Raw genomic sequence first — 12926 nt, forward strand, 5'->3', positions numbered from 1 at the left:
TGGGTGCGGACCGTTGGTCCGCACTGATGAACCCATCCACGCATGGCGTGGATCTACTGGTTGGGTGGGTGCGGACCGTTGGTCCGCACAGATGAGCCCATCCACGCATGGCGTGGATCTACTGGTTGGCTGGGTGCGGACCGTTGGTCCGCACTGATGAACCCATCCACGCATGGCGTGGATCTACTGGTTGGGTGGGTGCGGACCGTTGGTCCGCACAGATGAGCCCATCCACGCATGGCGTGGATCTACTGGTTGGCTGGGTGCGGACCGTTGGTCCGCACTGATGAACCCATCCACGCATGGCGTGGATCTACTCAGCTTGCGGCGCTCAGCGGCGGCGTACCGCTTTCCAGCTTCGGCCAACGTTTGAGCACTGCCGCGCGGATGCCGGCGGCGTCGATGCCGGCTTCCGCCAGCAGGTCTTCGCGGCTGGCGTGGTGCTGGAAGGCGTCCGGCAGGCCCAGGTGCAGGATCGGGCGCAGCACGTCTTCGGCGTTCAGCAGCTCGGCCACGGCCGAGCCGGCACCGCCAGCCACGACGTTGTCCTCGATGGTCACCAGGCCGTCGTGGCTGTTGGCCATGGCCAGCACCAGCTCGCGGTCCAGCGGCTTGATGAAGCGCATGTTGACCACGCTCAGGCCCAGCTCGCGGCCGACCTGTTCGGCGGCGCTGACGGTGCTGCCGAAGGCCAGCAGGGCGATGCGGTTGCCCTGCACGCGCAGCTCGCCCTTGCCGATCGGCAAGGTGGACAGGTCGTTGCCGGCATCCACGCCGGTGCCGGTGCCGCGCGGGTAGCGCACGGCGGCCGGGCCGGGGTGCTGCAGGCCGGTGCTCAGCATCTGCCGGCATTCGGCTTCGTTGGACGGTGCCATCACCACCATGTTCGGCACGCAGCGCAGGAAGCTCAGGTCCAGGTTGCCGGCGTGGGTCGCGCCGTCCGGGCCGACCACGCCGGCGCGGTCGATCGCAAACAGCACGTCCAGGTCCTGGATGGCCACGTCATGCACCAGCTGGTCGTACGCGCGCTGCAGGAAGGTGGAGTAGATCGCCACCACCGGCTTGCCGCCCTGGGTGGCCATGCCGGCGGCCAGGGTCACCGCGTGCTGCTCGGCGATGGCCACGTCGAAGTAGCGCTGCGGGTATTCCTTGCTGAAACGCACCAGGCCGGAGCCTTCGCGCATCGCCGGGGTGATGCCGCACAGGCGCGGTTCGGCAGCGGCGGCATCGCACAGCCAATCGCTGAAGACGTCGGTATAGGTCGGCTTCTTGGCGCCGGTCTTGGCCACCAGGCCCTTGTCCGGATCGAACGGGCCCACCGCGTGGTAACCGATCTGGTCGCCTTCGGCCGGCTCGTAGCCCTTGCCCTTGGTGGTCATCACGTGCAGCAGCTTCGGGCCCTTGGAGGCGCGCAGCGTCTTCAGCGTGGACAGCAGGGCGGGCATGTCGTGGCCGTCGATCGGACCGGTGTAGTGGAAGCCCATTTCCTCGAACATGGTGGACGGCACGAACATGCCCTTCCAGTGTTCTTCCCAGCGCTTGACGAAGCGGGCAGGGTTGTTCTTCTTGTCGCCGAGGATCTTCTTGCCGCCCTCGCGCAGCGCGTTGAGCGTGCGGCTGCCGGTGGCGCGGCCGAGCATCTTGGTCAGACCGCCGACGGCCTCGGAGATCGACATGTTGTTGTCGTTGAGGATGACCAGCAGGTTCGGTTCCGGGTCCATGCCGCCGGCGTGCATCAGCGCTTCGAAGGCCATGCCGGCGGTCATCGCGCCGTCGCCGATGACGGCCACGACCTTGCGGTCATCACCCTGCGACTGGCGCGCGATGGCCATGCCCAGCGCAGCCGAGATCGAGGTGGAGGAATGGCCGACGCCGAAGGTGTCGTATTCGCTTTCCTCGCGCTTGGGGAACGGCGCAACGCCATCCTTCTGCTTGACGGTGTGGATCTCGTCGCGGCGGCCGGTGAGGATCTTGTGCGGGTACGTCTGGTGGCCGACGTCCCAGACCAGCTGGTCGTGCGGGGTCTGGTAGAGGTAGTGCAGGGCCACGGTGAGTTCGATCACGCCCAGGCCGGCGGCGAAGTGACCGCCGCTCTTGCCCACCGACTCGATCAGGTAGGCGCGCAGCTCATCGGCGACCGCGCGCATTTCGGATTCGTCGAACGTACGCAGGTCATCGGGCGTCTGGATGCGCGCGAGGCGGGGATAGCGGGCAGAGTCGATCATCGTGTTCGCACTTATTCTGAACGCCCATTTTCGCCCTCAATCGGGGGTGGGGCAAGCAAACGCCGCCGCCCGTGACAGGACGGTGAGGGTTGCCGGTGCCGGTGTTCAGGTGCTGAGCTTGGATCGCTTGGGCAACTGCGCCTTCAGGAAGGCCATCTGGTCGGCCAGGATGTTGCGGTTGGAGAGGATCAGGTGCTCGATCCAGCTGGGCCGGTAGGGGATGGCCAGCAGGGGCATGTTGGCCTGCTGCGGGGTGCGGTTGCTCTTGCGCGAGTTGCACTGGAAGCAGGCGGTGACCACGTTTTCCCAGCAATCCAGGCCGCCCTTGGACAGGGGCATGACGTGGTCGCGGGTGAGGGTGGGGCGGTTGAACTGCTGGCCGCAGTACAGGCAGAGGTGGGCGTCGCGGGCGAACAGCGCCGGGTTGGTCAGGTTCGGCGTGGGGTCCGGTGCGCGCGAGCGGGCATGGCCGCGGGCGGCGATGATCGGGTGCAGGTCCATGCCGCTCTGCAGGCCGCTGAGGCGGTTGGTGCCGCCGTGGATATGCAGGCAGGGGTCGCCCAGGGTCCAGGAGACCGCGTTGCGGGCGTAGAGACAGGCTGCGTCCTGCCAGGTGATCCAATCCAGGACGCGTCCGTGGGCGTCAAGCGAGAGCAGGCGGACGGTGCCGGGGCGATGCAGCGGGCTGGCATTGGGCGATGACGCGGCGCCCGGAGCAGAAATCGAGGCTCCGGCTTCGATCAGACCCAAGCGTGTAGTGTCTGTCTCCATCGGGAGAACAGCTTATACCCGAATCATTGCGATTTGTGTATCGCCTGTGGGCGATACGCAAATCGCAGGATTCGGGTCCGCGCATTCTTCCTATCCCCCGCGCCGTTGGCGCGCCCCCCTTAACAAAGGGGGGCTCTCCTCCAGATACATGGCGGGGTCTGGGCCCCTTATCCACGCATGGCGTGGATCTACTGGGGCTTAGACGCCGTCGGCTCAGGCGCCGAAGCGCTCGTCGTCCATGGCCATCAGCGGGGCGGCGCCGGCCTGCATGGCGGCGGCGTGGGCGAGGGTGCGCGGCAGGACGCGGGCGAAGTAGAAGCGGGCGGTTTCGCGCTTGCCCTGGGCGAAGGCGGCGCCGTGTGCGCTGGCGTCGGCGGCAGCGACGCTGCGGGCCCACCAGTAGGCCAGCACCACGTAACCCGAGTAGAACAGGTAGTCGTAGCTGGCCGCGCCCAGTTCGTCAGGGTTGGCGGCGGCGCGCTTGAGCACGTCCATCGTCAGCTTGCCCCACTCGGCTGCCTTGGCCTGCAGCGGGCCGATGAACTCGGCCAGCGCCTCGTTGCCTTCGTGTTCCTTGGCGAAGGCTTCGATCTCGGCCAGCATCAGCTTCAGGCCGGCGCCCTGGCTGGAGGCGGTCTTGCGGCCGATCAGGTCCAGCGCCTGGATGCCGGTGGTGCCTTCATACAGCGTGGTGATGCGTGCATCGCGCGCCAGCTGCTCCATGCCGTGCTCGCGGATGTAGCCGTGGCCACCGAAGCACTGCAGGGCGTTGTAGGTGTTCTCGATGCCCCATTCGGTCTGGCAGGCCTTGGAGATCGGGGTGAGGAAGCTGACCAGGGTGTCGGCGCGCTCACGCTCGGCGGCGTCACCGGCGCTGTGCGCCACGTCGATGAGGGTGGCTGCGTGCAGGGCCAGCAGGCGGCTGCCTTCGACCAGCGACTTGATGGTCAGCAGCATGCGGCGCACGTCCGGGTGGACCAGGATCGGGTCGGCGGCCTTTTCCGGGAACTTGGCGCCGCTCAGGGCGCGCGACTGCAGGCGCTCGCGGCTGTACTTCAGCGCGTTCTGGTAGGCGCGCTCGGACAGGCCGATGCCCTGCAGGCCGACGCCCAGGCGTGCGGTGTTCATCATGGTGAACATCGCCTGCAGGCCCTTGTGCGGCTGGCCGACCAGGTAGCCCTGCGCACCGTCGAAGTTCATCACGCAGGTGACCGAACCCTTGATGCCCATCTTGTGCTCGATCGAGCCGCAGCGCAGTGCGTTGCGCTCGCCGACGTTGCCGTCGCGGTCGACCTTGAACTTGGGGGTGACGAACAGCGAGATGCCCTTGGCGCCCGGCGGGGCGTCGGGCAGCTTGGCCAGCACCAGGTGCACGATGTTTTCAGTCAGGTCGTGCTCGCCGGCGGTGATGAAGATCTTGGTGCCGGTGATCGCGTAGCTGCCGTCGGCGTTCGGCTCGGCCTTGGTCTTCAGCAGGCCCAGGTCGGTGCCGCAATGCGGTTCGGTCAGGCACATGGTGCCGGTCCAGCGGCCTTCGATCAGCGGCTTGAGGAAGGCGTCGTGCTGCCACGCCTCGCCGTGCTGCTTCAGGGCCTCGATGGCGCCATGGGAGAGCAGGGGGAAGTTGCCCCAGGCCAGGTTGGCCGCGTTGATCATTTCGTTCAGCGGCACGCCCAAGGTGTGCGGCAGGCCCTGGCCACCCAGTTCCGGTGCGGCCGTCAGGCCGGTCCAGCCGCCATCGACGAACTGGTCATAGGCCTGCTTGAAGCCGGGCGGGGTGGTGACTTCACCGGTGGCCTGGTCGAGCACGCAGCCGATTTCGTCGCCCACGCTGTTGAGCGGGGCCAGCACGCTGGCACTGAAGCGGCCGGCTTCTTCCAGCACGGCATCGACCACGTCGGCGGTGGCGTCGGTGAAGCCCAGGCGGGCGAACAGCGGTTCCACCTTGAGCACGTCGTGCAGGGCGAAACGGAGGTCGGAAAGCGGGGCGGTGTAGCTGCTCATCGGTGACGTCTCGATCAGGACAAAAGGGCGCGGCAGGCGATGCCGCGGCGAAAGGGGGATCTCAGCGCAGCACGCCGGGCAGGCCGGGGGCCTGGTTGAGGGTGCTGCGGCCGCTGATGTCGAAGCTGCGCTGCTTCTTTTCCTGCGGCGTGGCGGCCACCGTGCCCTTCAGGCCATAGGCCAGGGTGCGGTTGCCGGCCAGGGCGTCGGCCACCACCAGGCGCGCGCCGGAGCTGGGCACCAGGTCGAGGTTGATGACGTCGGCCGAGGTGCCGCCGATGGAGATGGCCGGCTTGGCCTGCAGGGTGCCTGCTTCGGTGTCGCCGACGGTCAGGGTCAGCGACACATCGTCGAAGGTCATGGGCATCGAGCTGTAGTTCTGCAGGCGCAGGGCGACGGTCCAGTTGCCGTCGGCGCGCACGGTGAGCTGCTGCAGGCTGGCCGCCGGTTCCGAAACACGCTTGACGATGCCATCGCTGCAAGCAGCCAGGGCCAGGGTGCACAGGACAATCAAGGCGAAACGGAAACGGTGGAGCATGGGCGCAGGTCCTTTGTAGGGGGTGCGTGGGATAAGCATACTACGGCGTATGGTGGAATGGATCGCCCATGGCGACCCGTCGCAGAGGGTAGCGCGTGAGCATGACCGGCAGGCGTGCGCGGGACGCTGCCAGGGGCGCGCCCGGGATGCTGGAAGGGTTGGGGTTCAGTCGGCCGGCGCGGGCGCGGGATCGCGCAGCGGGGCCATCACCCGCAGGGGCGCCAGGTCGTACCCCATCGCTTCGGCTTTGGCCTTGAGCTGCTCGAACAGGGCGCGGTCCATGTCGGGCAGGCGCGAGAGGATCCACAGGTATCGGCGGTCGGGTTCGCCGACCACGGCCCACTGGTAGTCCGGGTCCAGCGCGATCACCCAGTAGTCGGCCCAGACCAGCGGCACCCAGCTCAGCCAGTCGGGGGCGAAGCGCACCTGCAGCTGGCCGGGCTGGCCTTCCACCGGGCGTGCCACGCCATCGGCGGCGATGCGCTCTCCGCTCTGCACGCGGCAGGCGTTGCTGACGCTGATACGGCCGTCGCGGCGCAGGCTGTACGTCGCCGTGATGTCGCCGACGCACTTTTTCTGGAAGGAGACGGGGAGATGTGCGATCTCATGCCACTGGCCGGCATAGCGATCGATATCCAGCGCCTCGACCGACCGCACGTTGGCGGCACCGGCGTGGGCGACGGCGATCAGCAGGCAGGGCAGCAGCGCGTGGCGCAGTCGCATGGGACGTCTCCGGTCGAGACGTCGAGAGTAGGCGACTGGACGCTGGACCGGGCGTGAAAACCATCGTTCAGGTTCCATCGGTCGCGCGAAGCGGCAAAAAAAAAGACCTGCATTTCTGCAGGTCTTCAAACTGGTGGCCGAGGACGGAATCGAACCGCCGACACGGGGATTTTCAATCCCCTGCTCTACCAACTGAGCTACTCGGCCAGTCTGGTTGGCCAACCGCGCGAACGCGGTGGCCGGAAAAAAAAGACCTGCATTTCTGCAGGCCTTCGAAAATGGTGGCCGAGGACGGAATCGAACCGCCGACACGGGGATTTTCAATCCCCTGCTCTACCAACTGAGCTACTCGGCCACTTGTTTCGTTGCAGCGAGGTCGCTGCCAAGGACGCGCATATTACGGAGGTCGACTGCGTTCGGCAAGCGTTTTGGCAAAAAACCTTCACATTGCCGTCTGCGCACGCGCAAGTGCTTGATCCTCGGTGCTGTGCAGGCGGCCACAACGGTAGCGCGGGGCCACGCCCCGCGAGCGCGCAGCGCGGCGCCGCTGGTATTTCGCCGGGCATGGCCCGGCGATACCGGACGATGTTGGTCGCCAGGTCAGGGTAGCGCGGCGCGGCGGCGTTGGTATTTCGCCGGGCATGGCCCGGCGCTACCAGACGATGTTGGTCGTCAGGTACGGGTAGCGCGGGGCCGCGCCCCGCGAGCGCGCAGCGCGGCGCCGTTGGCATTTCGCCGGGCATGGCCCGGTGCTACCGGTACAGGCCAATGCGACTCACGGCGCGAAACGTACCTGCCGTGGGTCGCTGACGCTGATCTGCGTCTGGTAGTAGTACTTGCCGCTGGGCTGGCCGTTGCCGTCGATGAAATCGATGCGGACCTGGCGCGCGGTGCCGCGCACCAGCAGGCGGCGGTTCTGCAGGTGGTCCAGCTTCAGGCCCAGCGCGCTTTCCAGCCCCGGCCGCAGGGCCGAGTCCAGGTTGAGGGTGATGTTCAGCGGATGCCGGTAGTCGCGTTCGCTGTTGAGGTAGATGCGGCCATCGTCGCTGCCGATGGCCTGCACGGTCATGGCGAAGATGCCGGAAATACCGCGTGCCGGATCGTCCTGTGCGGCGCGCACGGCTTCGTAGTTGCCGATGTAGCCGGGCATCGGCGGCGGCGCAGCTGCCAGACGGTGGGCACAGCCGGTCGTGAGCAGCAGCGGGGCCAGCAGTGCGGCCAGCAGGGTGGGGCGGTACATGGCGCTTCCTTGTGCGTCGGTGATGTGCCGATTCTGGCCGCGCGAGCGTTGCAGCCACAAGCGCACTGTCCATCCCGCCCGCCGATGGGTCATGCTGGACGCCTGTTGCATCGACCAGGGAAGGACATGCCAAAAACCGCCGACGTTCATGCCATCGACTGGGCAACGCTGCAGGGTGCCTACGGCGACGCGTCTGAAGCGGGCGCACTGCTGGCATCGATGATGGACCCGCAGCACCAGCAGGACTGGAACGACATCTGGTCGCACCTGTGCCACCAGGGCTCGGTTTATTCGGCCAGCCACGCGGCGCTGCCGGTGCTGTTGTCGATCGCGCGGCAGACCGGGCGCAGCGACGGAGATGATGCGCTGCTGCTGGCCGGCGCCATCGTTGCCTGCTCGGACGTGGGCGACCCTGGGCTGGTGCCGCATGGCGATGTCATCCAGGCGTTGCGCAGCAAGGTGCACAAGCGGCTGCAAGGCACCGGCAAGGATGCGGTGCCGCTGTCCGACGATGGTCACGGTGAACGTGGCTGGTTGCGCCAGGCCTGGCTGGGCCTGAGTGGCGAGAAGGCCTGGTCGCAGCACCTGGACCGGCTTGCCGAGGGCGAGATCGTAGGCGAGTGCGTATCGTGTTCGGCGGACCTGTACTGCACGCTGGATGCGGAAGCGCCGTACGTCTGCCATGAGGATCCGGTGTTCGGCGCGCCGTCGGCGACGACGGCACTGTTGCCGGGCGAACCGGTGGGCGTGGCCGAGCAATGGCTGATGCACCAGGTGCGCGACGATGGCGACCAGCGCGCCGAGCAGTTGCTGGCGCTGGCGTTCGGACATTCCACCTGTAGCGCCTGCGGGCATCCGTTCGCCGTGCGTGAATGCGTGCAGGCCTGAATTGCATGCCGCCCCTGCACGCAGCGCTCGCGGCGGCCTGACCCGCGCATCACTGGCGCGCGTCTAGCGTGCGTTGACCAGGCCGGCCTGTTGCCGGCCGGAGCGCCCCCATGAACGACAAGCAGAACCCCAACCAGCAGCAGGCCCGCGAGGGTGCCCAGGAAAGCCGCCAGGATCGCCGGCAGGATGAGGTGGCAAAGCAGCGACCGGGCCAGGACGACCAGCAGGTGCATGACGCGCATTCGCGCCGGCCGCAGCGCAAGGATGGAAGCCAGGACCCGGCCTGAGAGCGCCGCTGGCCGCTGGCGCCCGGCCTATGGCTGCGCCAGCAGTGCCGACACTTCGCGGATGCGCAGGTCGAGAAAGCGTGCGTCGCGCGCGGAGATGAGGCTCGAACGAACGTACGCTTCGTAGTTCTCCCCGGCGCATCCGCCACCCGACAGGCAGACGGACGCCATCAGCGGTGAGCTGCTGCTGCAGTCATATCCCATGCGGCAGCCGACGATGCTCCACGCATGGCCCGAAATCGAATCGGAAGAGAGGTCCGCGTACCGGCCCGTGGCGCTGCTGTGTGCGGGGTACGCCACCAGTTCGCCAAGCCGGAACACGGCGGCGGGGTCTTTCGATCTGGTGACATCGTCCATCAGGCGCGTGTAGGCGGCCGCGTCCGGTTTCTCACCGTTGAGCAACAGCAGCCGGACCTGGGCGGCGAGGTCACCGCGGGTGGCTGCAGACTCAAGCCAGGCGCGGATGGCCTGGAGCGGGATGATCTGGCCGCCGTCGACCTTCGCGCACAACGCCGCGGTGGAACGGGCAGTGCGCATCATTTCTGCCGTCTCCTCCGGGTACCGGGTGTGGCGGGCCATGACTTCGTAGCCCGGCAGGTAGTTTTCTGGTGCGATGTTGACCGCGAAGCAGCGCTCGTAGAGTTCAGCCAGTTCACGCTGGGAAACCGCGTCCCCTGACTGCGCCCGTGCCTTGAGATCGCCGAACGCGAATGCCTGCGGGCGCGGCGGGGCGGCGGGCGCAGGGGCGGCAGCGTGCCGGCCGGGCGCGGCGGGCGCTTTCGGGGAGGAGGGGTGCGCAGCGGGCGCACGCGCGCCGGCGGCGGTGCTGTGGTCGCGGCCGTCGCCCGACCAGATGGCATAGGCCCCGATGGCCAGAAGGACAATCGCAGCAATCAGCGTCCGTGCGTTTTTCCCGATCACCCGCGTGTCCTCGTGGCCGATTCCGTTGCCAACCGTGCAACAAAAAAGGCCGGAAACCCTGTTACTTCAGGACTTCCGGCCTTCTGCGTGCGTTGCCGCACTGAATAGTGGTGGAGCCAAGGAGGATCGAACTCCTGACCTCGTCATTGCGAACGACGCGCTCTCCCAGCTGAGCTATGGCCCCACGGCTGGGATCCAGTGTAGCGCCGCCCCCCGGGCTTGCCAAGCGGCGGCCCGGGACCCATGGCAGGCTGAGCACCATCACCGCCGAGGAACCCCACATGACCGACTACCAACCGCTGGAGTGCGACCTGCACGATGTGCTGGAAATCGCCTGCCTGCACCGCGCCCTGCTGCAGGTCGAACTGCGCGACGGCAGCCGTTTCGTAGCGCGGGCGCGGACCACCGAGAGCACTGCGGACAAGGAAGAGTTCCTGCTGCTGGATACGCCCGACGGCGAGCGCCGCATCCGCCTGGACCAGCTGCATGCAGTGGCCACGGTGGGCGCTGATGGCACTGCCGGCGCGCGCACGGTGCTGGGGCCCGGGCCCGCCGATCCCACTGGCGAAGCTGAACAAGGTTTCTGAATCAATGGCTTGGCGCTGTCAATAACCAGATCCGGCTAGGCGGCGGGCGTAAAGAGGACCAGAACGGTGCCGTTAATGGGGGTGCGCTTTCGAGTACTCCCTTCCACGGATCCGTTTTTCCATGATGACCCCTGCTGCCTCCCGTTTCTCTGCCTCGCCGCCGCGCCGCGCGTTGACCATCGCCTCGCGGCTTGCCCTGTTGATGGCCGCGATCACCACCGTCGCCTTCGCCGCCCTGGCGGTCCTGATCTACCGCGACACCGCTGATAGTTACCAGCAGCGCGTGAGCGCCGGCCTGGACACCGCCACCGTGCTGATGCGCGATTCGGTGCAGTTGTACGACCGCAGCCTGAGTGAAAGCACCGAGCGCATCGCCGGTACCTTCCGCGCGATGCTGCCGCAGGGTGAGGCGCAGGCTAATGGCGCCGCAACCATCGATGTGGCCGGCCGCAGCACGCCGACGCTGCGCCTGGGCAGCCAGGCCATCGGCCCGGCGTCGACCGAAGTCGATCGCTTCGCCGACGCCACCGGTGGCGTGGCCACGGTGTTCGTGCGCGATGGCGATGATTTCGTGCGCGTGGCTACGTCGCTGCGCAACGCGCAGGGCGAGCGTGTGCTGGGCACCGTGCTTGACCACGCCAATCCCGCGTATGCGCGGGTGCTGGGCGGGCAGGGCTACACCGGCCCGGCGCACCTGTTCGGCACCGATTACATGACCCACTACATGCCGATCCGCGCCGCCGATGGCAGCGTGGCCGGCATTGCCTTCGTCGGCCAGGATTATTCGCAGGGCCTGGCCGCGCTGAAGGCGCGCCTGCGCGAGGCCACGCTGGGCCGCGAGGGGCGCTTCATCGTGCTCGATACCCGCGCCGGCAAGGAGCGCGGCCGCGTGGTGGCCGCCACCGACGGCGAGGGCGGGCTGCTGCAGGAGCGGGTGGCCGCGCAGGACCTGCCGGCGCTGCAGGCGCTGCTGGACGGCAGCAGCACGCAGGCACGCCTGCATCTGAGCCCGGCTGCGGGTGGCAGCGAGCAGGCGTGGTTCGCCTCGGCACAGCGCTACGGCCCGTGGCAGTGGCTGGTACTCGGCCTCGAGCCGCAGTCGGTGCTGGACGATGTGCTCAACGGCCTGATGCTGCGCATCGCGCTGATCTCGGCGCTGGCACTGGCCACGGTGGTGACCCTGATCGTGCTGGTGGTGCGCCGGTTGCTGGGTCGCCCGCTGGCCGCCGCCGCGCAGGTCGCGCGTGACGTGGCAAGCGGGCGCCTGGACCGCGAGATCGAGGTACGCCGGGACGACGAGGTCGGCCGCGTGCTGGGGTCGCTGCAGCAGATGCGCTCCAAGCTGCGTGAGATCCTGCAGGCGCAGGCGGCCATGGGCGAACAGCACGCGGCCGGCGTGGTCAGCCACCGCATCGACGAACAGGCCTTCGAGGGTGAATTCCGCGCCATGGTGGCCGGCACCAACGCGCTGGTGGCCGCACACCTGCAGACCCAGCAGCGCATGGTTGCGCTGGTCGAGCGCTATGCCGAGGGCGACCTGCAGCAGACGATGGACGTGCTGCCGGGCGAACAGGTGGCCATCACCCAGGCGCTCAATGGCGTGCGTTCGAAACTGCAGGGCATCAACGGCGAGATCAAGCGCCTGGTGGCGGCCGCTGCCGCCGGCGATTTCAGCGTGCGCGGTGATGCGCAGGCCTTTGCCAACGATTTCCGGCAGATGGTGCAGGGCCTGAACAGTGTGATGGGCACGGCCGATGAAAACCTGATGGCGCTTTCGGGGTTGCTGCGCAACCTGGCCGAAGGTGACCTGCGGCATCGCATCGACGGCCAGTCGCAGGGTGTGTTCGCACGCATGCGTGGGGACGCCAATGCCACCGTGGGCGCGCTGACCGGCATCGTCGGCCGCATCCAGCAGGCGGCCGGCGCGGTGAGCCTGGCTGCAGCGGAGATCGCCGCCGGCAACGACGATCTGTCGCGTCGCACCGAACAGCAGGCGGCCAACCTGGAAGAGTCGGCGGCGTCGATCGAGGAGATGACCTCGGCCGTGCGCCAGAACGCCGACCATGCGCGCCGCGCCGACCAGCTGGCGAGCGAGGCGGCACAGGTGGCCGGGCGCGGTGGCGTTGCAATGGCGGAGATGCAGGCGACGATGGGCCTGATCGACGCGGCATCGCGGCGCATCGCCGAGATCATCGCGGTGATCGATGGCATCGCCTTCCAGACCAACATCCTGGCGTTGAACGCGGCGGTTGAAGCGGCGCGGGCGGGTGAGGAAGGACGCGGTTTTGCGGTGGTTGCCAGCGAGGTGCGCGCGCTGGCGCAGCGCTCCACGCTGGCCGCCGCGGAGATCAAGGGGCTGATCGAGGATTCGGTCGCCCGGGTGGCCGAAGGCAACGTGCTGGCCGGTGATGCCGGGCGGACCATCCAGGACGTGGTGGCATCGGTGACCGAGCTGGGGGGACTGGTGGGCGAGATCGCCCATGCCTGCCAGGAACAGGCCGCCGGTATCGAGCTGGTCAACCAGAGCATCGTGCAGATGGACGGCGTGACCCAGCAGAACGCCGCGCTGGTGGAGGAAGCGTCGGCGTCGGCACGGGCGATGAGCAGCCAGGCGCATGCCCTGCAGGAGGCGGCCGGTCGTTTCGTGCTGGCACGTTCTCCGTTGGCTGCAGGCGTGTAAGGGGAGCAGGGCCCGGGGGCGGTGGTGTTCGCTGCCGCCCCCACTTTGCCGCAGTGGGCGGG

11 protein-coding genes and 3 tRNA genes are annotated in these 12926 nt (G+C 68.0%); 4 read left to right on the forward strand and 10 right to left on the reverse strand.

The window, feature by feature from the left end; translation table 11 throughout:
• Window positions 1–317 precede the first annotated feature (317 nt).
• From dxs to QMZ26_RS16465, 8 genes are all read right to left on the reverse strand, one after another.
• Window positions 318–2225, reverse strand: a complete 1908-nt coding sequence (gene dxs, locus QMZ26_RS16430; RefSeq protein ID WP_283222074.1) for a 1-deoxy-D-xylulose-5-phosphate synthase — start codon at window positions 2223–2225, stop codon at window positions 318–320.
• 105 nt (window positions 2226–2330) lie between these two features.
• On the reverse strand, window positions 2331–2996 hold the full coding sequence (locus QMZ26_RS16435) for an HNH endonuclease (protein ID WP_079222565.1): 666 nt from the start codon (window positions 2994–2996) through the stop codon (window positions 2331–2333).
• 213 nt (window positions 2997–3209) lie between these two features.
• Complete coding sequence (locus QMZ26_RS16440) at window positions 3210–5000, reverse strand: acyl-CoA dehydrogenase C-terminal domain-containing protein (protein WP_079222564.1); 1791 nt, start codon at window positions 4998–5000, stop codon at window positions 3210–3212.
• A gap of 61 nt (window positions 5001–5061) precedes the next feature.
• Window positions 5062–5538, reverse strand: coding sequence for an LEA type 2 family protein (locus QMZ26_RS16445; RefSeq protein ID WP_108747063.1), 477 nt, complete (start codon window positions 5536–5538; stop codon window positions 5062–5064).
• A gap of 165 nt (window positions 5539–5703) precedes the next feature.
• Window positions 5704–6261, reverse strand: coding sequence for a lipocalin family protein (locus QMZ26_RS16450; protein WP_283222075.1), 558 nt, complete (start codon window positions 6259–6261; stop codon window positions 5704–5706).
• Window positions 6262–6392: 131 nt separating this feature from the next.
• Window positions 6393–6468 (reverse strand) — tRNA-Phe (locus QMZ26_RS16455).
• Window positions 6469–6540: 72 nt separating this feature from the next.
• Window positions 6541–6616 (reverse strand) — tRNA-Phe (locus tag QMZ26_RS16460).
• 420 nt (window positions 6617–7036) lie between these two features.
• Window positions 7037–7501 carry a hypothetical protein gene (locus QMZ26_RS16465; protein WP_283222076.1) on the reverse strand — a complete coding sequence of 155 codons (465 nt, stop codon included), beginning with the start codon at window positions 7499–7501 and terminating at the stop codon, window positions 7037–7039.
• Window positions 7502–7627: 126 nt separating this feature from the next.
• Here QMZ26_RS16465 and QMZ26_RS16470 point away from each other — a divergent pair, with 126 nt between their 5' ends.
• Together QMZ26_RS16470 and QMZ26_RS16475 are read left to right on the forward strand one after the other, a co-directional pair.
• Window positions 7628–8389, forward strand: coding sequence for a hypothetical protein (locus tag QMZ26_RS16470; RefSeq protein WP_283222077.1), 762 nt, complete (start codon window positions 7628–7630; stop codon window positions 8387–8389).
• A 110-nt stretch (window positions 8390–8499) separates the two neighbouring features.
• Window positions 8500–8676: a hypothetical protein gene (locus tag QMZ26_RS16475; protein WP_174208691.1), complete on the forward strand. Its 177-nt coding sequence runs from the start codon at window positions 8500–8502 to the stop codon at window positions 8674–8676.
• 27 nt (window positions 8677–8703) lie between these two features.
• Here the strand turns inward: QMZ26_RS16475 and QMZ26_RS16480 are convergent, their stop codons facing one another.
• The gene (locus QMZ26_RS16480) at window positions 8704–9597 is read right to left on the reverse strand and encodes a hypothetical protein (protein ID WP_283222078.1); all 894 of its coding nucleotides are present in this window, start codon (window positions 9595–9597) and stop codon (window positions 8704–8706) included.
• Window positions 9598–9705: 108 nt separating this feature from the next.
• Window positions 9706–9781, reverse strand: a tRNA-Ala gene (locus QMZ26_RS16485).
• Window positions 9782–9878: 97 nt separating this feature from the next.
• Here QMZ26_RS16485 and QMZ26_RS16490 point away from each other — a divergent pair.
• Window positions 9879–10184, forward strand: coding sequence for a Rho-binding antiterminator (locus QMZ26_RS16490; protein ID WP_283222079.1), 306 nt, complete (start codon window positions 9879–9881; stop codon window positions 10182–10184).
• 121 nt (window positions 10185–10305) lie between these two features.
• Window positions 10306–12864, forward strand: a complete 2559-nt coding sequence (locus QMZ26_RS16495; protein WP_283222080.1) for a Cache 3/Cache 2 fusion domain-containing protein — start codon at window positions 10306–10308, stop codon at window positions 12862–12864.
• Window positions 12865–12926: the final 62 nt, after the last annotated feature.

It is taken from the genome of Stenotrophomonas sp. PFBMAA-4, from assembly GCF_030053215.1.
Classification (GTDB): Bacteria; Pseudomonadota; Gammaproteobacteria; order Xanthomonadales; family Xanthomonadaceae; genus Stenotrophomonas.